The 20,370-nt window shown below is 64.2% G+C and carries 29 protein-coding genes; 27 read left to right on the top strand and 2 right to left on the bottom strand.

What is annotated here, in order from left to right; all coding sequences use genetic code 11:
* Position 1 precedes the first annotated feature (1 nt).
* The 27 genes from rpsS to BN69_RS06305 all read left to right on the top strand — a co-directional run bounded on the left by rpsS (position 2) and on the right by BN69_RS06305 (position 15,684).
* Entirely contained in the window at positions 2 to 280 is a 279-nt protein-coding gene (gene rpsS, locus BN69_RS06435) for a 30S ribosomal protein S19 (RefSeq protein ID WP_014890759.1), read from the top strand.
* Positions 281 to 302: 22 nt separating this feature from the next.
* The gene (gene rplV, locus BN69_RS06430) at positions 303 to 689 is read left to right on the top strand and encodes a 50S ribosomal protein L22 (protein ID WP_014890758.1); all 387 of its coding nucleotides are present in this window, start codon (positions 303 to 305) and stop codon (positions 687 to 689) included.
* A gap of 13 nt (positions 690 to 702) precedes the next feature.
* Entirely contained in the window at positions 703 to 1,452 is a 750-nt protein-coding gene (gene rpsC, locus BN69_RS06425; RefSeq protein ID WP_014890757.1) for a 30S ribosomal protein S3, read from the top strand.
* A 24-nt stretch (positions 1,453 to 1,476) separates the two neighbouring features.
* Positions 1,477 to 1,890, top strand: a complete 414-nt coding sequence (gene rplP / locus BN69_RS06420; protein WP_014890756.1) for a 50S ribosomal protein L16 — start codon at positions 1,477 to 1,479, stop codon at positions 1,888 to 1,890.
* A 10-nt stretch (positions 1,891 to 1,900) separates the two neighbouring features.
* Positions 1,901 to 2,113 (top strand): 50S ribosomal protein L29, encoded by a 213-nt coding sequence (gene rpmC, locus BN69_RS06415; protein WP_014890755.1) that lies wholly within the window; start codon positions 1,901 to 1,903, stop codon positions 2,111 to 2,113.
* 6 nt (positions 2,114 to 2,119) lie between these two features.
* The gene (gene rpsQ, locus BN69_RS06410) at positions 2,120 to 2,362 is read left to right on the top strand and encodes a 30S ribosomal protein S17 (protein ID WP_014890754.1); all 243 of its coding nucleotides are present in this window, start codon (positions 2,120 to 2,122) and stop codon (positions 2,360 to 2,362) included.
* 84 nt (positions 2,363 to 2,446) lie between these two features.
* Positions 2,447 to 2,815 (top strand): 50S ribosomal protein L14, encoded by a 369-nt coding sequence (rplN, locus tag BN69_RS06405; RefSeq protein ID WP_014890753.1) that lies wholly within the window; start codon positions 2,447 to 2,449, stop codon positions 2,813 to 2,815.
* Entirely contained in the window at positions 2,815 to 3,132 is a 318-nt protein-coding gene (gene rplX, locus BN69_RS06400; protein WP_014890752.1) for a 50S ribosomal protein L24, read from the top strand. The genes rplN and rplX overlap by 1 nt, the downstream gene beginning before the upstream one ends.
* Positions 3,125 to 3,838: a 50S ribosomal protein L5 gene (gene rplE / locus BN69_RS06395; RefSeq protein WP_014890751.1), complete on the top strand. Its 714-nt coding sequence runs from the start codon at positions 3,125 to 3,127 to the stop codon at positions 3,836 to 3,838. Before rplX ends, rplE begins: the two co-directional genes overlap by 8 nt.
* Positions 3,839 to 3,885: 47 nt before the next feature.
* On the top strand, positions 3,886 to 4,191 hold the full coding sequence (gene rpsN / locus BN69_RS06390; protein WP_014890750.1) for a 30S ribosomal protein S14: 306 nt from the start codon (positions 3,886 to 3,888) through the stop codon (positions 4,189 to 4,191).
* A gap of 10 nt (positions 4,192 to 4,201) precedes the next feature.
* Positions 4,202 to 4,600, top strand: coding sequence for a 30S ribosomal protein S8 (gene rpsH, locus BN69_RS06385; protein WP_014890749.1), 399 nt, complete (start codon positions 4,202 to 4,204; stop codon positions 4,598 to 4,600).
* A 32-nt stretch (positions 4,601 to 4,632) separates the two neighbouring features.
* Positions 4,633 to 5,166, top strand: a complete 534-nt coding sequence (rplF, locus tag BN69_RS06380; protein WP_014890748.1) for a 50S ribosomal protein L6 — start codon at positions 4,633 to 4,635, stop codon at positions 5,164 to 5,166.
* A 9-nt stretch (positions 5,167 to 5,175) separates the two neighbouring features.
* Positions 5,176 to 5,538 carry a 50S ribosomal protein L18 gene (gene rplR / locus BN69_RS06375; protein WP_014890747.1) on the top strand — a complete coding sequence of 121 codons (363 nt, stop codon included), beginning with the start codon at positions 5,176 to 5,178 and terminating at the stop codon, positions 5,536 to 5,538.
* A 139-nt stretch (positions 5,539 to 5,677) separates the two neighbouring features.
* Complete coding sequence (gene rpsE / locus BN69_RS06370; protein ID WP_014890746.1) at positions 5,678 to 6,250, top strand: 30S ribosomal protein S5; 573 nt, start codon at positions 5,678 to 5,680, stop codon at positions 6,248 to 6,250.
* Positions 6,251 to 6,261: 11 nt separating this feature from the next.
* Positions 6,262 to 6,471: a 50S ribosomal protein L30 gene (gene rpmD, locus BN69_RS06365; protein ID WP_014890745.1), complete on the top strand. Its 210-nt coding sequence runs from the start codon at positions 6,262 to 6,264 to the stop codon at positions 6,469 to 6,471.
* 10 nt (positions 6,472 to 6,481) lie between these two features.
* The gene (rplO, locus tag BN69_RS06360; RefSeq protein ID WP_014890744.1) at positions 6,482 to 6,958 is read left to right on the top strand and encodes a 50S ribosomal protein L15; all 477 of its coding nucleotides are present in this window, start codon (positions 6,482 to 6,484) and stop codon (positions 6,956 to 6,958) included.
* 151 nt (positions 6,959 to 7,109) lie between these two features.
* The gene (gene secY, locus BN69_RS06355) at positions 7,110 to 8,450 is read left to right on the top strand and encodes a preprotein translocase subunit SecY (protein ID WP_014890743.1); all 1,341 of its coding nucleotides are present in this window, start codon (positions 7,110 to 7,112) and stop codon (positions 8,448 to 8,450) included.
* A complete protein-coding gene (locus BN69_RS06350; protein ID WP_014890742.1) occupies positions 8,447 to 9,034 on the top strand; it encodes an adenylate kinase in 588 nt (195 codons plus the stop codon). The genes secY and BN69_RS06350 overlap by 4 nt, the downstream gene beginning before the upstream one ends.
* Positions 9,035 to 9,241: 207 nt before the next feature.
* Positions 9,242 to 9,610 carry a 30S ribosomal protein S13 gene (gene rpsM / locus BN69_RS06345; RefSeq protein WP_014890741.1) on the top strand — a complete coding sequence of 123 codons (369 nt, stop codon included), beginning with the start codon at positions 9,242 to 9,244 and terminating at the stop codon, positions 9,608 to 9,610.
* Positions 9,611 to 9,737: 127 nt separating this feature from the next.
* Positions 9,738 to 10,127, top strand: a complete 390-nt coding sequence (rpsK, locus tag BN69_RS06340) for a 30S ribosomal protein S11 (RefSeq protein ID WP_014890740.1) — start codon at positions 9,738 to 9,740, stop codon at positions 10,125 to 10,127.
* Between the two features lie 86 nt (positions 10,128 to 10,213).
* Positions 10,214 to 11,233 (top strand): DNA-directed RNA polymerase subunit alpha, encoded by a 1,020-nt coding sequence (locus BN69_RS06335; RefSeq protein ID WP_014890739.1) that lies wholly within the window; start codon positions 10,214 to 10,216, stop codon positions 11,231 to 11,233.
* Between the two features lie 118 nt (positions 11,234 to 11,351).
* Positions 11,352 to 11,765, top strand: coding sequence for a 50S ribosomal protein L17 (gene rplQ / locus BN69_RS06330; RefSeq protein WP_014890738.1), 414 nt, complete (start codon positions 11,352 to 11,354; stop codon positions 11,763 to 11,765).
* A gap of 255 nt (positions 11,766 to 12,020) precedes the next feature.
* A complete protein-coding gene (locus BN69_RS06325) occupies positions 12,021 to 13,511 on the top strand; it encodes a DegQ family serine endoprotease (RefSeq protein ID WP_014890737.1) in 1,491 nt (496 codons plus the stop codon).
* Between the two features lie 6 nt (positions 13,512 to 13,517).
* Complete coding sequence (gene cutA / locus BN69_RS06320) at positions 13,518 to 13,835, top strand: divalent-cation tolerance protein CutA (RefSeq protein WP_014890736.1); 318 nt, start codon at positions 13,518 to 13,520, stop codon at positions 13,833 to 13,835.
* Positions 13,836 to 13,931: 96 nt separating this feature from the next.
* The gene (sppA, locus tag BN69_RS06315) at positions 13,932 to 14,903 is read left to right on the top strand and encodes a signal peptide peptidase SppA (RefSeq protein ID WP_041926833.1); all 972 of its coding nucleotides are present in this window, start codon (positions 13,932 to 13,934) and stop codon (positions 14,901 to 14,903) included.
* 36 nt (positions 14,904 to 14,939) lie between these two features.
* Positions 14,940 to 15,230 carry an integration host factor subunit beta gene (gene ihfB, locus BN69_RS06310; RefSeq protein WP_014890734.1) on the top strand — a complete coding sequence of 97 codons (291 nt, stop codon included), beginning with the start codon at positions 14,940 to 14,942 and terminating at the stop codon, positions 15,228 to 15,230.
* Between the two features lie 112 nt (positions 15,231 to 15,342).
* Positions 15,343 to 15,684, top strand: coding sequence for a LapA family protein (locus BN69_RS06305; RefSeq protein WP_014890733.1), 342 nt, complete (start codon positions 15,343 to 15,345; stop codon positions 15,682 to 15,684).
* 23 nt (positions 15,685 to 15,707) lie between these two features.
* On the opposite strand, the gene BN69_RS06300 is transcribed toward BN69_RS06305, so the two are convergent.
* Together BN69_RS06300 and BN69_RS06295 are read right to left on the bottom strand one after the other, a co-directional pair.
* The gene (locus BN69_RS06300; RefSeq protein WP_014890732.1) at positions 15,708 to 19,007 is read right to left on the bottom strand and encodes an error-prone DNA polymerase; all 3,300 of its coding nucleotides are present in this window, start codon (positions 19,005 to 19,007) and stop codon (positions 15,708 to 15,710) included.
* Positions 19,004 to 20,368, bottom strand: a complete 1,365-nt coding sequence (locus BN69_RS06295; RefSeq protein ID WP_014890731.1) for a Y-family DNA polymerase — start codon at positions 20,366 to 20,368, stop codon at positions 19,004 to 19,006. Before BN69_RS06295 ends, BN69_RS06300 begins: the two co-directional genes overlap by 4 nt.
* Between the last annotated feature and the right edge of the window lie 2 nt (positions 20,369 to 20,370).

Raw genomic sequence — 20,370 nt, 5'->3', positions numbered from 1 at the left:
CATGGCGCGCTCGATTTGGAAGGGCCCGTTCGTCGACGGCTATCTTCTCAAGAAGGCCGAGACCTCGCGTGGTTCAGGCCGCTCCGAGGTGATCAAGATCTGGAGCCGCCGCTCGACGATCATCCCGCAATTCGTGGGACTGACCTTCGGCGTGCACAACGGCCAGAAGCATATTCCCGTGTCCGTGTCGGAAGACATGATCGGGCACAAATTCGGCGAATTCGCTCCGACCCGCACCTTCCACGGCCATGCGGCCGACAAGAAGGCCAAGAGGGGCTAAGAGAGGCTAAGAGAGGCTCACGATGTCGAAGGAAGCCAATCCGCCCCGGCTTGCGGAAAATGAAGCGAAGGCCGTCGCGCGCATGCTGCGCGTCTCGCCGCAGAAGCTCAATCTGCTCGCGCAGTTGATCCGCGGCAAGAAGGTGGATCGCGCGCTCGCCGATCTGGAGTTCTCCAGAAAGCGGATCGCGCATGAGGTGAAGAAGGCGCTTGAAAGCGCCATCGCCAACGCCGAGAACAATCACGGTCTCGACGTCGACGATCTCGTCGTCGCCCAGGCCTTTGTCGGCAAGGCGCTGGTGATGAAGCGCTTCCACGCCCGCGCCCGCGGCCGGGCGAGCCGCGTCGAGAAGCCCTTCGCCAATCTGACGATCATCGTGCGCGAAGTCCAAGCGCAAGCCAACGCCTAAAGGATTTAAAACCATGGGTCAGAAGGTTAATCCGATCGGGCTGCGACTGGGCGTCAACCGCACCTGGGATTCGCGCTGGTTCGCCAGCAAGGGCGAATACGCCAAGCTCCTGCACGAGGACATGGCGATCCGCGAAACCGTGTCGAAAACCTTGAAGCAGGCGGCGGTGTCGAAGATCGTCATCGAGCGCCCGCACAAGAAGTGCCGCGTGACGATCTATTCGGCGCGGCCCGGCGTCGTCATCGGCAAGAAGGGCGCGGACATCGACAAGATCCGCAAGCTCGTGGGCAAGCTCACCGGCAGCGAAGTCGTCATCAACATCGTCGAAGTGCGCAAGCCCGAAACCGAGGCCGCGCTCGTCGCCGAGTCGATCGCGCAGCAGCTGGAGCGTCGCGTCGCCTTCCGCCGCGCGATGAAGCGCGCCGTGCAGTCGGCCATTCGGCTCGGCGCGCAGGGCATTCGCATCAATTGTTCGGGCCGTCTCGGCGGCGCCGAAATCGCCCGTCTCGAATGGTATCGCGAAGGACGCGTGCCGCTGCACACGCTGCGCGCCGACGTCGATTACGGCACGGCGACCGCCCACACAGCCTATGGCGCTTGCGGCATCAAGGTCTGGATCTTCAAGGGCGAAATCCTTGAGCATGATCCGATGGCGCAGGACAAGAAGGCGGCCGAACAGGCGTCCGGCGGCGATCATGGCGATCGCGACCGCGGCGGCGAGCGCCGCCGTCGCGAGCACCGCGAACCGCGCGACGCGGCGTAACGAACAAGATTAAAGAGCGCAATCATGCTGCAACCCAAACGCACCAAGTTCCGCAAGGCCTTCAAGGGCCGCATCCGTGGCGCCTCCAAGGCGGGCTTTTCGCTGAACTTCGGTCAGTTCGGCCTTAAGGCGCTGGAGCCGGAGCGCATCACCGCGCGCCAGATCGAGGCCGCGCGCCGCGCCATGACGCGCCATATGAAGCGCGCCGGCCGCGTGTGGATCCGCATCTTCCCGGACGTGCCGGTCTCCAAGAAGCCGACCGAAGTGCGTATGGGCAAGGGCAAGGGCGCGCCGGAATTCTGGGCCGTGCGCGTTGCGCCCGGCCGCATCATGTTCGAGATCGACGGCGTCCCGGCGCCCATCGCGCGCGAGGCCCTGACGCTCGCCGCGGCGAAGCTGCCGATCAAGACGCGCTTCATCGAACGCATCGCCGAATAAGGGGAACGTGATGAAATCCAAACAGCGCCTCTCCGATATCAAGGCGATGACCGAAGATCAGCTCAATGACGAAGTGCTGAAGCTCAAGAAGGAGCAGTTCAATCTGCGCTTCCAACGGGCGACCGGCCAGCTCGAGAACACCTCACGCGTGCGCGTCGTTCGTCGCGACATCGCCCGCGCCAAAACCATCGCCGCGCAAAAGCGCGCGGAACAGCAAGGTTAAAGCGCCATGCCGAAGCGAATTCTCCAGGGCGTCGTCGTCAGCGACAAGCAGAACAAGACCGTGGTGGTGAAGGTCGAGCGTCGCTTCACCCACCCGCTGTTCCAGAAGACGGTGCGCCGCACGAAGAACTATCACGCCCATGACGAGAACGGCGCGTTCAAGGTGGGCGATTCGGTGACGATCGAAGAGACCGCGCCGATCTCGAAATTGAAGCGCTGGCGGGTCGTCGAAGCGACGGCCGAGGCGTAGTCGGTGGAACGAACTGTCCGGACGAAGTCGGCGGGTCCAAAGTGGGCTTGCCGAAACCAGACCGGAACGAAAGGCGGGTAAGCCATGATTCAGATGCAAACCAATCTCGACGTCGCCGACAACTCCGGCGCGCGCCGCGTGATGTGCATCAAGGTGCTGGGCGGCTCCAAGCGCAAATACGCCGGCGTCGGCGACATTATTGTCGTGTCGATCAAGGAGGCGATTCCGCGCGGCCGCGTGAAGAAGGGCGACGTGCTGAAGGCCGTGGTCGTTCGCACCGCGAAGGACATCAAGCGTTCCGACGGCTCAGTGATCCGTTTCGATTCGAACGCCGCGGTGCTGATCAACAATCAGAAGGAGCCGATCGGCACCCGCATATTCGGGCCGGTGCCGCGCGAGCTGCGCGCCAAGAACCACATGAAGATCATCTCGCTCGCCCCGGAGGTTCTGTAATGGCCGCCAAGATCAAGAAGGGCGACAAAGTCGTCGTTCTCGCCGGCCGCGACAAGGGCCGCAGCGGCGAAGTGCTGCGCGTGATCCCCGCCGAAGGCCGCGCCGTCGTCGACGGCGTCAACATCGTCAAGCGCCATCAGCGTCAGACCAAGGATCGCGAAGCCGGCATCATCAACAAGGCCGCGCCGATCGATCTGTCGAATCTGGCGGTCGCCGATCCCAAGGACGGCAAGGCGACGCGCGTTGGATTCAAGATTCTCGACGACGGCCGCAAGGTCCGCGTCGCCAAGCGTTCCGGAGAATTGATCGATGGCTGAGGAAAAGAAGCCCAAGGCCGAAAAGCCCGCCAAGGCTCAAAAGCCCGCCGCCGAAGGCGCGGAGCCGAAGAAGGCCGCCGCGAAATCGGCCGAAAAGCCTGCGGCCAAGGAAAAGCCGGCCAAATCCGGCGATGACGCGGCTGCGGTCGCCATGGACGCCGCTTATGTGCCGCGCATGCGGAAGCATTATGAAGAGGTCGTGCGCGAGACGCTGCAGAAGCAGTTCGGCTATAAGAACGCGCTCGAAGTGCCGACGATCGAGAAGATCGTGCTCAACATGGGCGTCGGCGAATCCGTCAACGACAGCAAGAAGGCGACGTCGGCGGCGAGCGACCTTGGCCTCATCGCCGGCCAGAAGCCGGTCGTCACCCGCGCGCGCAAGGCGATCTCGACCTTCAAGCTGCGGGAGAACATGCCGATCGGCGCCAAGGTGACGCTGCGCAAGACGCGGATGTATGAGTTCCTTGATCGTCTGATCACCGTGGCGCTGCCGCGCGTGCGCGACTTTCGCGGATTGAATCCGAAGTCGTTCGACGGACGCGGGAATTATGCGCTCGGCATCAAGGAGCACATCGTGTTCCCCGAAATCGACTACGACAAGGCCGAGTCGATCCTGGGCATGGACGTGATCGTCTGCACGACGGCCAAGACCGACGAAGAGGCGCGCGCCTTGCTGAAGGCGTTCAATTTCCCGTTCCGGCAGTGAGGGCGTAACGGCTCCTCAAACGCGGATACTGAAAGGCGAAACTGGTAATGGCGAAGAAAAGCGCGATTGAGAACAACAAGCGGAAGCGAAGGCTCGTGAAGTCCTACGCCGGGCGGCGCGCGCGGCTGAAGGCGGTCGCGAACGACAAGACGCTGAGCGTCGAAGAGCAGTTCGAGGCGCGTCTGAAGCTTGCTGAGCTCCCGCGCAATTCGGCGCCGGTTCGCGTGCGCAACCGCTGCGAAGTGTCGGGCCGTCCGCGCGGCTTTTATCGCAAGCTGAAAATGTCGCGCATTGCGCTGCGCGAGTTGGGGTCCCGCGGCCTGGTGCCCGGCCTCGTGAAGTCCAGCTGGTAAGGAGACGCAGATGGCGATCAACGATCCATTGGGCGATCTCCTCACCCGCATCCGCAACGCGCAGATGCGCCGTAAGGACAAGGTGTCCTCTCCGGGCTCGAAGCTGCGCGCGCATGTGCTCGACGTGCTGAAGGAAGAGGGCTATATCCGCGGCTATAGCAGCACCGACTTCGGCAATGGCCGGACCGAGTTCGAGATCGAACTGAAATATTTCGACGGCGAACCGGTCATCAAGCAGATCGAACGCGTGTCGCGGCCGGGCCGCCGCGTCTATGCGGCGGTTGACGCAGTGCCGCGCGTGGCGAATGGCCTCGGCGTCACCATCGTGTCGACCCCGAAGGGCGTCATGGCCGATCACGCGGCGCGCGAGAATAATGTCGGCGGCGAGGTGCTGTGCAAGGTCTTCTAGACCTTGCGCCTCATCAAACAGGAATTGCAACCATGTCTCGTATCGGCAAGAAGCCTGTCGTCATTCCCGCCGGCGTCACCGCCAAGGTGGACGGTCAGCTCGTGCAGGTGAAGGGCGCGAAGGGCCAGCTGGAGTTCCTGGCGCCCGACGACGTTTCCGTCGTCCAGCAGGACAACGCCATCTCGGTCGACCCGCGCAATGAAACCAAGCGCGCCCGCGCGCTGTGGGGCACGGCGCGCGCCCAGATCAACAATATCGTCGTCGGCGTGACCACCGGCTTTGAGAAGAAGCTCGAGATCACCGGCGTCGGCTATCGCGCCTCGGTGCAGGGAAAAACGCTGCAGCTCGCGCTCGGCTATTCGCATGACGTGAGCTATCCGATTCCGGCCGGCATCGCGATCGCGACGCCGAAGCCGACGGAAATCAGCGTCAGCGGCATGGATCGACGCCAGGTCGGCCAGGTCGCCGCCGAGATCCGCGCCCTGCGCCCGCCCGAGCCCTATAAGGGGAAGGGCGTCAAATACGCCAATGAATTCATCTTCCGCAAGGAAGGCAAGAAGAAGTAAGGACCCGCCATGGCCAGGGATGTCAAAGTCGAACAGCGTCGAAAGGCGCGGGTGCGCCGGGCGATCCGTGAACGCGCCAAGGGGCGGTTGCGCCTTTCGGTGTTTCGCTCGTCCAAGCAGATCTACGCGCAGATTATCGACGACGAAAAGGGCGCGACGGTCGTCGCCGCCTCTTCGCTCGAGAAGGCGAACCGCGAGGGTCTGAAGACCGGCGCGGACGTCGAGGCGGCGAAGGTCGTCGGCAAGCTGCTCGCGGAGCGCGCCGTCGCCAAGGGCGTCAAGGAGGTCGTTTTCGACCGCGGCGCATACATGTATCACGGGCGCGTCAAGGCGCTGGCCGACGGCGCCCGCGAGGGCGGTCTGGAGTTCTAACAGGGGGCGCGCGCCGTTGAGGGCGGGCGCTTCTCGCGCGGAATGCGTGCCGGCGCAGATGCGCCGGGCGTCGATCCGAATGGGTCGGCAGTGAAGGAAGCGAGCGGCGCATCACGCCGCGTAAGTGACGGAAGAGACAATGGCGCGTGAAGGAGAAGGCGGTCGCGGCCGCGATCGGGATCGTGACGATCGCGACGGCGAATTTGTGGATCGTCTGGTCCACATCAATCGCGTCGCGAAGGTGGTGAAGGGCGGCCGGCGTTTCGGCTTCGCCGCGCTCGTCGTCGTCGGCGACCAGAAGGGCCGCGTCGGCTATGGACACGGCAAGGCGCGCGAAGTGCCTGAGGCGATCCGCAAGGCGACGGAAGCGGCCAAGCGCGCGTTGATCCGCGTGCCGCTGCGCGAAGGCCGCACGCTGCATCATGACGTTCATGGGCGCCATGGCGCGGGCCGCGTCATCCTGCGCGCGGCGCCGGCGGGCACCGGAATCATCGCCGGCGGTCCCATGCGCGCGATTTTCGAAACGCTGGGCATGCATGACGTCGTGGCGAAGAGCCAGGGGTCGTCCAATCCCTACAACATGATCCGCGCGACCTTCGATGCGCTCGGCCGCGAAGATTCGCCGCGCTCGGTCGCGGCGCGCCGCTCGCTTAAAGTTTCGGTGCTGCAGTCGCGCCGTCAAGGCGTCGACGCCGACGCCGTCGACGCGTAAGGAGACGACCCATGACGAAGAGCACGCAGCAGATCGTCGTCGAACAGATCGGCAGCCCGATCGGCCGTCCCGAACGGCAGCGCCGTACGCTTCTTGGCCTCGGCCTGACGCGCATCGGCCGCCGCCGCGCGCTGGAAGACACGCCGGCCGTGCGCGGGATGATCGCCAAGGTGGCGCATCTCGTGAAAATCGTCGACGCCAAAACCGTCGACGGGAAGTGAGGACGCGGCCATGAAACTCAATGAAATCACCGACAATCCCGGCGCGAGCAAGAACCGCATGCGCGTCGGCCGCGGCATCGGCTCCGGCAAGGGCAAGACCGGCGGGCGCGGCGTCAAGGGCCAGAAGGCGCGCACCGGCGTGGCGATCAAGGGCTTCGAAGGCGGTCAGATGCCGTTGCATCGGCGCCTGCCGAAGCGCGGATTCTACAATCCGTTCTCGACCCACTACAACGAGGTCAATCTTGGGCGCATTCAACAGGCGCTGGACGCCGGCAAGCTCGACGCCGCCGCGCCGGTGACGATCGAGGCGCTGCTTGCGGCCGGCGTCGTCACCAGGCCGCGCGACGGCGTCAAGATCCTCGGCCAGGGAGAGTTGAAGGCGAAGCTCGCCTTCGAGGTCGTGGCGGCCTCCAAATCGGCGGTCGCGGCCATCGAGGGCGCCGGCGGCTCCGTGAAACTTCTCGCCGGCGAGACGCCGGCGCAATAAAGCAAAATGTGCGGCCGCTCTCGCATGAGCGGCTGCGCTGTTTTATACCAAACGCTCCGAACGGAGCGGGCAAGCCTCGACGGCGACGCTCCGAGCGCTGAGCCCAACAAAATGCGTCGCGTCGACAGCGGCGCGAAAGGGGAGTTCCTTCATGGCATCGGCAGCCGAGCAGCTCGCGGCCAACGTCAATCTCTCCGCCTTCGGCAAATCCGAGGAATTGAAAAAGCGCATCCTGTTCACGCTGGGCGCGCTGATCGTCTATCGCCTTGGCACTTACGTGCCGCTGCCGGGCATCGACCCCGAGGCCTTCGCGAAAAGCTTTTTCGGCCAGTCGAAGGGCATGCTGGAGCTCTTCAACATGTTCGCCGGCGGCGCCGTGCAGCGCCGCGCGATCTTCGCGCTCAACATCATGCCGTATATTTCGGCGTCGATTATCATTCAGCTGTTGACGTCGGTCATTCCGACGCTTGAGACGCTGAAGAAAGAGGGCGAGCAGGGCCGCAAGGTCCTCAACCAATACACTCGCTACCTCACCGTCGCGCTCGCGACGTTCCAGGCCTATGCGATGGCGATCGGGCTGGAGGGCCAGCAGGGCGTCGTCACCGATCCGGGCATATTCTTCCGCATCACCACGGTCGTGACGCTGGTCGGCGGCACGATGTTTCTGATGTGGCTTGGCGAGCAGATCACCTCGCGCGGGATCGGCAACGGATCCTCGCTCATCATCTTCGCGGGCATCGTCGCCGCGTTTCCATCGGCGATCGTTTCGACCTTGGAGTTGGGCCGGCAGGGCGCCATTTCGACGGCGCTGATCATCGGCGTCATCATCATGTCCTTCGCCGTCGTCGCCTTCATCGTGTTCATGGAGCGGGCGCAGCGGCGGCTGCTGATCACCTATCCCAAGCGCCAGCACGGCAACCGAGTCTATGAAGGACAGACGTCCTTCCTGCCGCTGAAGCTGAACACGTCCGGCGTCATCCCGCCGATCTTCGCATCGTCGCTGCTGCTTCTGCCGACGACCGTGGCGAATTTCTACCAGTCGACCGGCAGCGAAAGCGTCTTCGCGACGATCTCCGCCTATTTCGGCCACGGGCGGCCGCTGTATATGCTCGCTTACGTCGGATTGATCGTGTTCTTCGCCTTCTTCTACACCGCGATCGTCTTTAATCCGGTCGAGACGGCGGACAATCTCAAGAAGCACGGCGGTTTCGTGCCGGGCATTCGCCCAGGCGAACGCACGGCGAAATTCATCGACGAAGTGCTGATGCGGATCACGGTGCTCGGCGCGGCCTATCTGGCGATCATCTGCATCATTCCGGAAGGACTCATCGCCTACGCCAATCTACCGTTCTATTTCGGCGGCACGTCGCTGCTCATCGTCGTCAGCGTCACCATGGACACCGTGGCGCAGATCCACGGTCATATGCAGGCGCAGCAATATGAGGGGCTGATTCGCAAGACCAAGCTTCGCGGCGGGAAACGCGCCCGATGAGGCTGGTGCTGCTCGGTCCGCCGGGGGCCGGCAAGGGAACGCAGGCGGCGCGTCTGGTCGAAAAGCACGGCGTGCCGCAGCTGTCGACGGGAGACATGCTGCGCGCCGCGGTCGCCGCGAAAACGCCGATCGGCCTCAAGGCCAAGGAGATCATGGACGCCGGCGCGCTGGTGCCGGACGAGGTCGTGATCGGCTTGATCGACGAACGGCTGGACGCGTCCGACTGCGCCAGCGGGTTCATCCTCGACGGCTTCCCCCGCACGGTGGCCCAGGCCGAGGCGCTGCAGGAGCTTCTTGAGCGCAGGGGCTTGGCGCTCGACGCCGTGCTCGAACTCGCCGTGGACGAAGGCGCGCTCGTCGACCGGATGCGCAAACGGGTGGATGAAACCCGCGCCGCGGGCGGCGTGGTGCGCGCCGACGACAATCCGGAAAGCTTCAAGACGCGGCTCGAAGCCTATCGGGCCCAAACGGCCCCGGTGTCGGCGCACTACGCCAAGCGTAGCGAGCTGACCAGGATCGACGGGATGGCGCCGATTGAAAATGTGACCGCGGAGATTGATCGCGCCCTGTCGGGCGCCGGCTAATTTTTTCGCGGAATCGCTTGACCCTCAACCCGTTGGCCCCTAAATTGGCAGTCTTCACGTTGTTGGACAGTCGGCTCCGGCTCCCGAATTGGGGGGCGGGGCCTGTTTTCGTATGAAGACGGTTCACAACCGTCCGCATGGGCCGGGCTCCACCGGACGCGGGCGTCATCCCGGAGCTTAAGGCTCCTTCTCACATGGAGAGACAAAGTGGCCCGAATTGCAGGCGTCAATATCCCGACGAACAAGCGCGTCGTCATCGCGCTCCAATATATCCACGGCATTGGCGCCAAAAAGGCGGCGGAGATCTGCGAGAAGGTGAGCATACCGGCCGAACGCCGCGTGGCGCAGCTGACCGATGCGGAAGTCCTGCAAATTCGCGAGACGATCGACCGCGATTACATGGTCGAGGGCGATCTGCGCCGCGAGGTCGCGATCAACATTAAGCGTCTGATGGATCTGGGCTGCTATCGCGGCCTGCGCCATCGCCGCCAACTCCCCGTGCGCGGCCAGCGCACGCACACCAACGCCCGCACCCGCAAGGGCAAGGCGAAGCCGATCGCCGGCAAGAAGAAGTAATTCCGGGGCTTCGGCAGTAGGGCTTGGGCAGTCGGAACCCGATTGCCGACTGCCGATCTGCCGACTGCCCCATCAGGTGGAGCCGCTGGAATTACGGCGGCGTCGATATCGAAAGGCAAACTGAACAATGGCTAAGGATACAACGCGCGTTCGTCGCCGCGAGCGCAAGAACATCGTTTCCGGCGTCGCGCATGTGAATTCGACGTTCAACAACACCATGATCACCATCACCGACGCGCAGGGCAATACTGTGTCCTGGTCGTCCGCGGGCTCGATGGGATTCAAAGGCTCGCGCAAATCCACGCCCTACGCCGCGCAGATGGCCGCCGAAGACGCGGCCCGCAAGGCCGGCGAGCACGGCGTGCGCACGCTTGAGGTCGAAGTCTCCGGTCCGGGCTCCGGCCGTGAGTCGGCGCTGCGGGCGCTGCAGGCGGCGGGCTTTACCGTCACGTCGATCCGCGATGTGACTCCCATTCCCCACAACGGCTGCCGGCCGCGCAAGCGCCGCCGCGTCTGAGTTCATTCAGATTGTCTGATTTGATTTCGCGCGGCGCGGCGCATGCCCCAACGCCGCACTCAGGAGCTTCAAGGAAAGGCCTCCAAGTGAGCATCCAGAAGAACTGGCAGGAACTCATCAAGCCGAACAAGCTCGAAGTCACCGCCGGAGACGATCCCAAGCGCGTCGCGACCGCCGTCGCCGAGCCGCTGGAGCGCGGCTTTGGCGTGACGCTTGGCAACGCCCTGCGCCGCATTCTGCTGTCGTCCTTGCAGGGCGCGGCGATCACGTCGATTCACATCGACGGCGTGCTGCATGAGTTCTCGTCAATCCCCGGCGTGCGCGAGGACGTAACCGACATCGTCCTCAACATCAAGGACATCGCCATCAAATATCAGGGCGACGGCATGAAGCGCCTGACGCTCAAGAAGACGGGACCGGGGGCCGTCACCGCGGGCGACATCCAGACGACGGGCGACGTGCAGGTCCTCAACCCTGAGCTCGTCATCTGCACGCTCGACGAAGGCGCCGAGATCCGCATCGAATTCACCGTCGCCAACGGCAAGGGCTATGCGCCCGCCGACCGCAACCGCGCCGAAGACGCCCCGATCGGCCTCATTCCGATCGACAGCCTCTATTCGCCGGTCAAGAAGGTGAGCTATCGCGTCGAAAACACCCGCGAGGGCCAGGTTCTCGACTATGACAAGCTGACGCTCACCGTCGAAACGAATGGCGCGATGAGCCCGGAAGACGCGATCGCCTATTCGGCGCGCATTCTGCAGGACCAGCTCAACGTCTTCGTCAATTTCGAAGAGCCGCGCCGCGAAGAGGCCGCGCCGTCGATTCCGCAGCTCGCTTTCAATCCGGCGCTGCTGAAGAAGGTCGACGAGCTCGAGCTCTCGGTGCGTTCGGCGAACTGCCTGAAGAACGACAATATCGTCTACATCGGCGACCTCATTCAGAAGTCGGAAGCCGAAATGCTGCGCACGCCGAACTTCGGCCGCAAGTCCTTGAACGAGATCAAGGAGGTGCTGGCGCAGATGGGTCTGCATCTCGGCATGGAAGTCCCCGGCTGGCCGCCGGAGAACATCGACGATCTCGCGAAGAGATTCGAGGAGCATTACTGACGGCAGTCGTCAGTCGGGCTTCGGCAGTCGGATTTCGACTGCCGATTGCCTAACGCCGACTGCCCATAATCGACGGCCGTTCCTTGGCACGGCGGCCGCATAATCAACGGAGAGCCGCATGTATCACGGTCACAAGAAGCGCCGCTTCGGGCGCACGCATGAGCACCGCAAGGCGATGTTCGCCAATATGGCGCAGGCGCTCATCAAGCATGAGCAGATCGTCACGACGCTGCCAAAGGCGAAGGATCTGCGTCCCGTCGTCGAAAAGCTGGTGACGCTCGGCAAGCGCGGCGACCTCCATGCGCGCCGGCAGGCGATCGCCAAGATCAAGGACGTCAAGCTTGTCGGCAAGCTCTTCGACGTGCTCGGACCGCGCTACAAGGATCGCAACGGCGGCTATACGCGCGTGCTGAAGGCGGGCTTCCGCTATGGCGACAATGCGCCGCTCGCGGTCATCGAATTCGTCGATCGCGACGTGAACGCCAAGGGGCAGGACTCCGGGCCGGTCCACGAAGCGGAGGCGGCGGCGTAAGCGGCTCAAGGGCGACCGCTTCGATCGTCATAAAGGTCAGCAATCGCGGCGTCGTATCTCGGTTATCGGGACGCGGCGCCGAAAGCGTTTTCAGAGCAAGTCCGAGAACCTCGCGCGAAAGCCCATGGCCGCGCCATACTTCCGGATGGCGCTCGACGACGCATCTCGCGCAGTGCGATCATTGCGGCGCATTCTTATCGTCTCGAGTCTTTGCGTCTATAAATGCGCCGGCAAAAACGAGCTACGGAGCGCTTCATGAAGATTTCGGCGCGTCACATTTTTATGGCTGCGGCGCTCGCCTGCGCCCTCGCGGCGCCTCTGGCCTTCGCGCGCGCCGAAGTCTCGGCTGAACCGGCCCAGGCCGTCTCGCCAAGGCCGCCTGGCCGCGTCGAGAGCTTTACGCCGCCGGCGCCTGATCGCGCCGTGCCGACGAGCCGCGGCGAACTGATTTATTCCTTCGCGCCGGTGGTCAAAAAGGCGCAGCCGGCGGTTGTCAACGTCTTCGCGTCGCGCGTCGAGCGCATGCCCGCCAACCCGCTTTTCGATGATCCGATCTTCCGTCGCTTCTTTGGCGAGGGCGGCGGCATGCCTGGGCGCAACATGGCGCAATCGCTGGGTTCGGGCGTGATCGTCGATCAGAGCGGCCTTGTCGTCACCAACAACCATGTGATCGAGGGCATGACCGACGTGAAGGTGGCGCTCGCCGACAAGCGCGAATTCGCCGCCAAGATTTTGTTACGCGATCCGCGCACCGATCTCGCGGTGCTGAAGCTCGTCGACGGCGCCAATTTCCCGACGATGGAGCTTGGCGATTCGGACGCGCTCGAAGTCGGCGATTTGACGCTCGCGATCGGCAATCCCTTTGGCGTCGGTCAAACGGTCACGCAAGGCATTATTTCGGCGCTTTCGCGCACCCATGTCGGCATCAGCGACTATGGCTTCTTCATTCAGACGGATGCGGCGATCAATCCCGGCAATTCGGGCGGACCGCTGGTCGATATGAACGGGCGCGTCGTCGGCATCAATTCCGCGATCTTCTCGAAGTCCGGCGGATCGGTCGGCATCGGCTTCGCCATCCCCGTCAATATGGTCAAGAGCGTGATCGCCGCCGCGAAGGGCGGCGGCAAGCAGGTGCGGCGGGCCTGGATGGGCGCGACGCTGCAAACGCTCTCGCAGGAGATCGCCGACGGCCTCGGGCTCGATCGTCCCACCGGCGCTCTGCTGGCCGACGTCGATCCAAAGGGGCCGTCGGCTGAAGCCGGTCTAAAGCGCGGCGACGTCATTATCTCGGTCGACGGCCAGACGGCCGATGATCCCGAGGCGGTCGGCTATCGGCTCGCCACCAAGCCGATTGGCGGACAGGCGACGCTCGGCGTCTTGCGCGGCGGCAAGAAGATCGTCGCGCAAATTCGCCTCTCGCCGGCGCCGGAAACGCCGCCGCGCGACGCGATAAGGATAAAGGGCGCGTCGCCCTTCGCCGGCGCGACGGTCATGAATATTTCTCCCGCGGTCATCGAAGAGATGTCGGTGCAGGGAACGAACAGTGGCGTCGTCGTGTCCGAGGTCGATGACGGCTCCTACGCGCAGCAGCTCAATCTGCAGCGCGGCGACATCATTCTCGCCGTCAACGACCAAAAGATCGGGACGACGCGCGATCTGGAGAGCGTAACGGCAGGGCGCGCCTATTATTGGAAGATCACCCTGGCGCGCGGCGGGCAGGTGTTCACGACCGTCATCGGCGGCTAGATCGGCATGAGCGCGCTTGCGATCCTCGCCACGACCATCGACGACGAGGAAAAGGCGCGCGCGCTCGCCCGGGCGGCGCTCTCCGCGAAGCTCGCCGCCTGCGTTCAGATACATCCCATTCGTAGCCATTACGTCTGGAAGGACGAGATGCGCGAAGACCCCGAGTTTCTGTTGCACATGAAAGCGCGCGGCGAGGACTATCCCGCGCTTGCCGAACTGGTCCGCCGTCTGCATAGCTACGAGATGCCGGAAATTCTGCGCATCGACGTCGCCGAGGCGGACCGGGATTATCTCGCCTGGGCGATGGAGGCGACGCGGCGGTAAACGCGCCGGCGGAGCGTCTTCCAAATCGCCGATCTCGGCATTACCTTTCCTGCGCGGCGACGCTCTATGCGCCGCGCCAGCCTTCGGGACCCTTGGATGTCACCTCCCACCGACTATTTCGTTGACCGCCGCAGGCTTCGCCGCAAGCTCGGCTGGTGGCGTCTCGCCGCCCTGATCGCAATAGGCGTCGCGGGCCTCATCGCCGTGGTGCGGCTGGGCGGCGCCGATTCGGCGGATAAGCTCACGCCGCATATCGCCCGTCTCGAGCTGCAGGGCGTCATCACCGGCGACGACGATACGATCGATATGATCAAGAAGATCGGGGAGTCGAGCCAAACGAAGGCTCTGCTGCTGGAGATCGAGAGTCCCGGCGGCACGACGACGGGCTCGGAACGGCTCTATGAGGAGCTTCGGCGCGTCGCGGAAAAGAAGCCTGTCGTCGCGGTTGTCGGAACGGTGGCCGCGTCCGGCGCCTATATCGCCGCGCTTGCCGCCGATACGATCGTTGCGCGCGGCAATTCGCTCATCGGCTCGATCGGCGTGCTGTTCCAATATCCCAACGTCTCGAAGCTGCTTAATAATTGGGGCGTCGAGGTCGAGACGATCAAATCGTCGCCGCTCAAGGCCGCGCCCAACGGGCTCGAACCGACGAGCCCGCAGGCGCGCGAGGCGGTCGCCAGTCTTGTCGCCGACTCCTATGCCTGGTTCAAGGGTCTCGTTCGAGAGCGGCGCAATCTCGACGAGGCGGAGCTCGCCAAGGTCGCTGACGGCCGTGTCTTCACCGCGCGGCAGGGCGTGCCGCTGAAGCTCGTCGATCTCATCGGCGGGCAACGCGAGGCCATCGACTGGCTGGTCGCCAACAAGGGAATTGCAAAAGACACGCCGGTGCGCGAATGGAAGAAGAAATCCAGCTTGGAGCGGCTTGGGCTTGTGGGCGCCGCCGCCGGCCTCGCGCGGGTCGCCGGATTGGAGTCGATCGCCGGTTTTTTGGAAAAATCAATTCTGCTCGAACGGAGCGGCGAGCTTGACGGCCTTTTGGCGATTTGGCAGCATTCGGCCGCCAACTGACTCGGGCGGCACGACGCCAACACATTGGATCGGCTCATGATAAAGTCCGAACTTATTCAACGTATCGCGCGCCGAAACGGCCATCTGTACCAGCGCGACGTCGAGACGATCGTCAGCACGATTCTTGACGAGATCACCTCTGCGCTGGCGCGGGGCGATCGCGTCGAATTGCGGGGCTTCGGCGCTTTCTCGGTCAAGAAGCGCGACGCGCGCACCGGTCGCAACCCGCGCACGGGCGCGCAGGTTTCGGTGCAGCAAAAGAGCGTGCCGTTCTTCAAAACCGGTAAAGAGATGCGCGAGCGCCTCAATGAGAATTATCCGGGCTGAGGCGATTTAAAGCGGCTGCGTCCTCTCGGTCTCGGGACGCGCGGCAGCGGCGAAGCGGCGGCTGTATGTGGCTGCCCAGCGTGTTGCGCGGCGCCGGCAAGAGGGAGATGTTATGAAGTCCATCCTGCGCGTCATCATTTTCGTTCCTCTGGCGCTCATCATTCTATTTTTCTCGATGGCCAATCGTGGCTTGGTGCGCATCGGGCTTGATCCCTTCGCGCCGAGCGACGGATCGGGTCCTTCTTTCGAGGCGCCGATCTTCCTTGTCGTTCTGGCGTCGATGGCGATCGGCGTGCTCGCGGGCGGGATCTCTTCCTGGCTTGGGCATCTCTCCGTGCGCCGCGCCGCGAAGGTCGCGCGCGCCGAGGCGCGCAAGACGCGTGTGGAGATCGAGAAGCTGCGTCAGCAGGCGTTGGCGAGCCTGCCGGCCGATAAGAGAGTGAAGAGCAGCTAAGCGGCTCTCCTTTTGCCGTTCCTTCAGTGAAAGTCCCTCGACTTCGGCAAGATTCGCACATTGCGCGGATGTTTGACGCGCGGATGCTGCGGATGGATGAATTCATCGGCGCGCGACAGGACGATTTCGGGCCGATGCGCCTCTGACAGCCGATTGAGGTCCTGGCTGCGGTCGATGATGCGCTGCGCCATCAGATGCACGACATTCTCCGGGCTTTTCTGCAGCCGTCCTTCCACCAGCATGAGTCGTGACGCCATCGTCTCGCGGCGGAAGCGCTCGAAGAGCCGCGCCCAGATGACGACATTGAGGATGCCGGTTTCGTCTTCGAGCGTGACGAAAATGGCGTTGCCTTGTCCCGGCCGTTGCCGCACCAATACGACGCCCGCCGCGCGCGCCCAGGCGCCGTCAGTGAGCGCCGAAACTTCCGCGCAGGCCATGATCTTTTGGCGCGCGAAAATCGGCCGCAGCACCGCCATCGGATGGGCCTTCAGCGACAGCCGCAGCGTCTGATAGTCGGCCGCGACATGTTCGCCGAGCGACATCTGCGGCAGCAGCGGATCTTCCTCCTTGGCGAGTTCGCGGGCGTCGGCGGCCGCAAAGAGCGGCAGGGGTTTGGCGTCCGGCAGGCGCCGCACCGCCCAGAGCGCGTCGCGGCGGTCGCTCTGCAAGGAGCGGAAAGCGTCGGCGTCGGCGAGCGCGCGCATCGTCGCGGCGTTGAGCGCCGCCCGCCGCGCGAGATCTTCGACGCTGTCATAGGGCTTCGTCCGCGCTTCAACGATGCGTCTTGCTTCGCTCTCATGCACGCCGTCCGCCTGGCGAAAGCCCAGACGCAGCGCGAGAGCGCCGTCTTCGGCGCGCTCCAGCCGATTGTCCCATTCGCTGAAATTCACGTCGACGGCGCGCACGTCGACGCCATGTTCGCGCGCGTCGCGCACGATCTGCGCCGGCGCGTAAAAGCCCATCGGCTGCGAATTGAGCAGCGCGCAGGCGAAGATCGCCGGATAGTGGCATTTGATCCAGGAGGAGATGTAGACGAGCTTGGCGAAGGACGCGGCGTGGCTTTCCGGAAAGCCATAGGAGCCGAAGCCCTTGATCTGCTCGAAACAGCTTTGCGCGAAGCCGCGATCATAGCCGCGCGCCGCCATGCGTTCGACCATCAGCGCCTCGAATTGATGGATCGTGCCGACATTGCGGAAAGTCGCCATCGCGCGGCGCAGACGATTGGCTTCAACGTCGGAGAATTTCGCCGCGACCATGGCGAGCTTCATCGCCTGCTCCTGAAAGAGCGGCACGCCCTTGGTCTTTTCGAGCACCTTGCGCAATTCGTCCGCCGGCCCATGCTCCGGCGCGGGCGAGGGATAGATCACCGGCTCGCTGCCAGAGCGGCGGCGCAGATAGGGATGCACCATATTGCCCTGGATGGGTCCCGGCCGCACGATCGCCACCTGAATGACGAGATCGTAGAATTCACGCGGCTTCAGGCGCGGCAGCATGTTCATCTGGGCGCGGCTTTCGACCTGAAAGACGCCGATCGAGTCGCCTCTGCACAACATGTCATAGGTCGCCTGATCCTCGAGCGGCACGTCGGCGAGGCCCATGTCCTTTCCTTCATGGACGCGCAGATAATCGAAACATTTGCGGATGCAGGTGAGCATGCCGAGCGCCAGCACGTCGACCTTCATCAGCCCGAGCGCGTCGATGTCGTCCTTGTCCCATTCGATGAAGGTGCGTTCCGGCATCGCGGCGTTGGCGATCGGCGTCAGCTCGTCGAGCCGCCCGCGCGCGAGAACGAAGCCGCCGACATGCTGCGAGAGATGGCGCGGAAAGCCGAGCAGCCGCGTCGCGAAATGGATGGCGCGGCGGATGATTGGATTTTCGGGATCAAGCCCGGTCTGGCGAATGTATGCCTGCGGAATATCTGAGCCCCAACTCCCCCATTGCGTGCTGGCGAGGGCGGCGGTCACGTCCTCGGTCAGTCCGAAGACCTTGCCGACCTCGCGAATGGCGCTGCGCGGCCGGTAGCTGATGACGGTCGCGACGAGGCCGGCGCGCGCGCGGCCGTATTTGGCGTAGATATGCTGGATGATCTCCTCGCGCCGCTCATGTTCGAAATCGACGTCGATGTCGGGCGGCTCCTTGCGCTCCTGCGAAATGAATCTGGCGAAGAGCAGATCATTCTCCGCCGGATCGACGCAGGTGACGCCGAGCACATAGCAGACGGCGGAATTCGCTGCGGAGCCGCGCCCCTGACAGAGAATTCCCTTGTCTTCGGCGATCCGCACGATGTCGTGAATGGTGAGAAAATAGCGCGCGTAGTCGAGCGTCTTGATCAGCGCCAGCTCCTCGCGCAGAAGTTTCTCGACCTTCTCCGGCACGCCTTGCGGATAGCGCATCGCCGCGTGGCGATAAGTCAGCTCCTCGAGCCACTCCTGGGGATTGCGCCCGGGAGGCACAGGCTCGTCCGGATATTCATATTTCAATTGGCCGAGCGAAAAATCGACGCGCGCCAGAAAACATTGCGTCTCCTCGATCGCTTCTGGCGCGTCGGCAAAGAGACGCGCCATTTCGTCGGGCGTCTTCAAATGGCGCTCGGCGTTGACCTCCAGCCGGCGTCCGGCTTGCGCGAGCGTCACGCCTTCGCGGATGCAGGTCATGACGTCCTGCAGATCGCGCTGGCCGGGATCGGCGTAAAGCGCGTCATTCGTCGCGAGCAAGGGCGTCTGCGTTCGCGCGGCGATCTCTTTCAATTTTGCAAGACGCCGCCTGTCGTCGCCGCGCCGCGGCATGGTCGCGCCGAGCCAGACGTCGCCTTGCGCAAGATCGTGGAGACGCGCAAGCATGGACGGCAGACGCGCCAGATTGCGCGACGGCATGACGATCAGCAGTAGATCGCGCGCGGCTTGCGCAAGATCGTCGACATAAAGGCGGCATTCGCCTTTCTTGGCGCGCAGATTCCCCCTCGTCAGCAGACGCGTGAGGCTTCCCCAGCCGTCGCGATTTTGCGGATGAACGACGATGTCGGGCGTTTCGTCGGCGAAGACCAGCCGCGCGCCGACGACGAGCTTGAAGGAGCCCACGCGCTCCGCGTCGAGCGCAGTGAGAAGCGCCGCCTCGTCGCCGGCCGGCGGATCGCGCAATTTTTCTTGCAGCTCCTTAAGCGCCGCATAGGCGCGCACGACGCCGGCGACGCTGTTGCGGTCGGCGACGCCAATACCGGTATGGCCGAGCAGCAGCGCCGTCAGCGCCATGTCTGACGGATGCGACGCGCCGCGCAGGAAGGAGAAATTCGTCGCCGCGACGAGTTCGGCGTAAGGCGCGCTCATGCGAAGAGCCCATGCAGGAACCAGCGCGGGCTCGCGGTTTCGCTTTCATAGAGGCCCTCGCGAAACACCCAGAAGCGGCGGCCTTCGCGATCCTCCAGCCGGTAATAGTCGCGCGTTCGCCTGTCGCGGCCGACCGCGTTGCGCCACCATTCCGGCGCGATGCGCTCCGGCCCTTCGGCGCGGGCGATCAAATGGCGCACGCGGCGCCATTTGAAATGCATCGGCGGACCGTCCGGCGTCTCCGCCATTGTGTCGATGGGTTGCGGCGGATCAAACAGAAACAGCGGCCGCAAGGGCGGCTCGCCCGGCTCCGGCTTCTCCCAGGAATTGGGTTTGGAAGGAGAAGCCGCGTAAACATAGGAGGCGGCGCGCACGGGATCATGCGTCTCATGCGTCGCAAAGCGCAGCACGCGTTCGCGGCCAAAACGCGCCGCCAGGCGATCGACGAGATCGGCGACGTCGCTGTCCTGCGCGCCCTGCCGCTCGAAGCCGATCTGGCTTTGCGCCAGAGTTTCGGCGTTGAAGACGCAAAAGCGGATAACGTCGAAGCCGAATCCCGGATCGAGCGGATCGGCGAGCGAGTCGGCCTTCAGGCGAAAGAGCCGCAGCAGCGCCTCGACATTGCGCGAGGGCGCGCCGGTTTCGAAATAGAGCGCGCGAACCGCGCCGTCGGTGCGAAAGAAGCGCGCTTCAAAAGCGCGGCCGCCTTGCCCGCGCCTTTCGAGAATGCCCATCGCTTCCGCGATCAGCGGGCGCAGAACGTTTTCTATCGCAGAAAGATCAAGAAAGGGTTCGGCGAAACGGCGCTCGACCATGCAGTCCGGCAAGGGCCGCAAGGGCGTGATGCGCGCGTCTTCGCGTCCCAGAATGCGCGTCAGCCGTCGCATGGTTTCGTCGCCGAAACGCGCCGTCAGCGCGGCGCTGGAACGATCGGCGAGATCGCCCAATGTCGTAAGTCCCGCGCGCGTCAGCGCGACGCTCGTTTCTCTTGGCGCTTCAAGCGCGGCGATGGACAGCGGGCGGGTGAAATTTTCGTCTTCGCCGGGCGGCGCGAGGGCTTGCGCGCCAAAACGCGCCAGGGCCCGCGCAGCCTCGGGCGTTCCGGCGACCGCGGCGCGTCCCGTGAAGGAGAGGCGCGCCATCGCCTGCAGGACGCAGGTCCGCATCATCGCTTCGCCGCCGAAAAGATGCGCGCAGCCCGTCGCGTCGAGCATGAGGCCGCAGGGCGGATCGAGCGCCACGAGGGGCGTGAACTGTTCGCAAAAGGCGGCAAGCCGCAGCATCAGCCGCGCGTCGGCGTCCGCGTCGGCCTGGGCGACTGAGAGATGGGGCGCGCGCGCACGGGCGTCGGCGAGCGTCATGC

The sequence above is a fragment of the Methylocystis sp. SC2 genome, from assembly GCF_000304315.1.
Lineage (GTDB): Bacteria > Pseudomonadota > Alphaproteobacteria > Rhizobiales > Beijerinckiaceae > Methylocystis.
This window is presented reverse-complemented; position numbering and strand designations above follow the sequence as displayed.

Coding starts and splice junctions, on each gene's coding strand:
- BN69_RS06325 (WP_014890737.1), top strand. CDS start 12,021: ATGAAGATTTCGGCGCGTCACATTTTTATGGCTGCGGCGCTCGCCTGC.
- BN69_RS06350 (WP_014890742.1), top strand. CDS start 8,447: ATGAGGCTGGTGCTGCTCGGTCCGCCGGGGGCCGGCAAGGGAACGCAG.
- rplN (WP_014890753.1), top strand. CDS start 2,447: ATGATTCAGATGCAAACCAATCTCGACGTCGCCGACAACTCCGGCGCG.
- rplV (WP_014890758.1), top strand. CDS start 303: ATGTCGAAGGAAGCCAATCCGCCCCGGCTTGCGGAAAATGAAGCGAAG.
- rpsQ (WP_014890754.1), top strand. CDS start 2,120: ATGCCGAAGCGAATTCTCCAGGGCGTCGTCGTCAGCGACAAGCAGAAC.
- rplX (WP_014890752.1), top strand. CDS start 2,815: ATGGCCGCCAAGATCAAGAAGGGCGACAAAGTCGTCGTTCTCGCCGGC.
- rplQ (WP_014890738.1), top strand. CDS start 11,352: ATGTATCACGGTCACAAGAAGCGCCGCTTCGGGCGCACGCATGAGCAC.
- cutA (WP_014890736.1), top strand. CDS start 13,518: ATGAGCGCGCTTGCGATCCTCGCCACGACCATCGACGACGAGGAAAAG.
- rpsH (WP_014890749.1), top strand. CDS start 4,202: ATGGCGATCAACGATCCATTGGGCGATCTCCTCACCCGCATCCGCAAC.
- rpsK (WP_014890740.1), top strand. CDS start 9,738: ATGGCTAAGGATACAACGCGCGTTCGTCGCCGCGAGCGCAAGAACATC.
- rpsE (WP_014890746.1), top strand. CDS start 5,678: ATGGCGCGTGAAGGAGAAGGCGGTCGCGGCCGCGATCGGGATCGTGAC.
- sppA (WP_041926833.1), top strand. CDS start 13,932: ATGTCACCTCCCACCGACTATTTCGTTGACCGCCGCAGGCTTCGCCGC.
- BN69_RS06295 (WP_014890731.1), bottom strand. CDS start 20,368: ATGACGCTCGCCGACGCCCGTGCGCGCGCGCCCCATCTCTCAGTCGCC.
- secY (WP_014890743.1), top strand. CDS start 7,110: ATGGCATCGGCAGCCGAGCAGCTCGCGGCCAACGTCAATCTCTCCGCC.
- rplP (WP_014890756.1), top strand. CDS start 1,477: ATGCTGCAACCCAAACGCACCAAGTTCCGCAAGGCCTTCAAGGGCCGC.
- rplO (WP_014890744.1), top strand. CDS start 6,482: ATGAAACTCAATGAAATCACCGACAATCCCGGCGCGAGCAAGAACCGC.
- rpmD (WP_014890745.1), top strand. CDS start 6,262: ATGACGAAGAGCACGCAGCAGATCGTCGTCGAACAGATCGGCAGCCCG.
- rplF (WP_014890748.1), top strand. CDS start 4,633: ATGTCTCGTATCGGCAAGAAGCCTGTCGTCATTCCCGCCGGCGTCACC.
- BN69_RS06300 (WP_014890732.1), bottom strand. CDS start 19,007: ATGAGCGCGCCTTACGCCGAACTCGTCGCGGCGACGAATTTCTCCTTC.
- rpsC (WP_014890757.1), top strand. CDS start 703: ATGGGTCAGAAGGTTAATCCGATCGGGCTGCGACTGGGCGTCAACCGC.
- rplR (WP_014890747.1), top strand. CDS start 5,176: ATGGCCAGGGATGTCAAAGTCGAACAGCGTCGAAAGGCGCGGGTGCGC.
- ihfB (WP_014890734.1), top strand. CDS start 14,940: ATGATAAAGTCCGAACTTATTCAACGTATCGCGCGCCGAAACGGCCAT.
- rpsN (WP_014890750.1), top strand. CDS start 3,886: ATGGCGAAGAAAAGCGCGATTGAGAACAACAAGCGGAAGCGAAGGCTC.
- BN69_RS06305 (WP_014890733.1), top strand. CDS start 15,343: ATGAAGTCCATCCTGCGCGTCATCATTTTCGTTCCTCTGGCGCTCATC.
- rpmC (WP_014890755.1), top strand. CDS start 1,901: ATGAAATCCAAACAGCGCCTCTCCGATATCAAGGCGATGACCGAAGAT.
- rpsS (WP_014890759.1), top strand. CDS start 2: ATGGCGCGCTCGATTTGGAAGGGCCCGTTCGTCGACGGCTATCTTCTC.
- rplE (WP_014890751.1), top strand. CDS start 3,125: ATGGCTGAGGAAAAGAAGCCCAAGGCCGAAAAGCCCGCCAAGGCTCAA.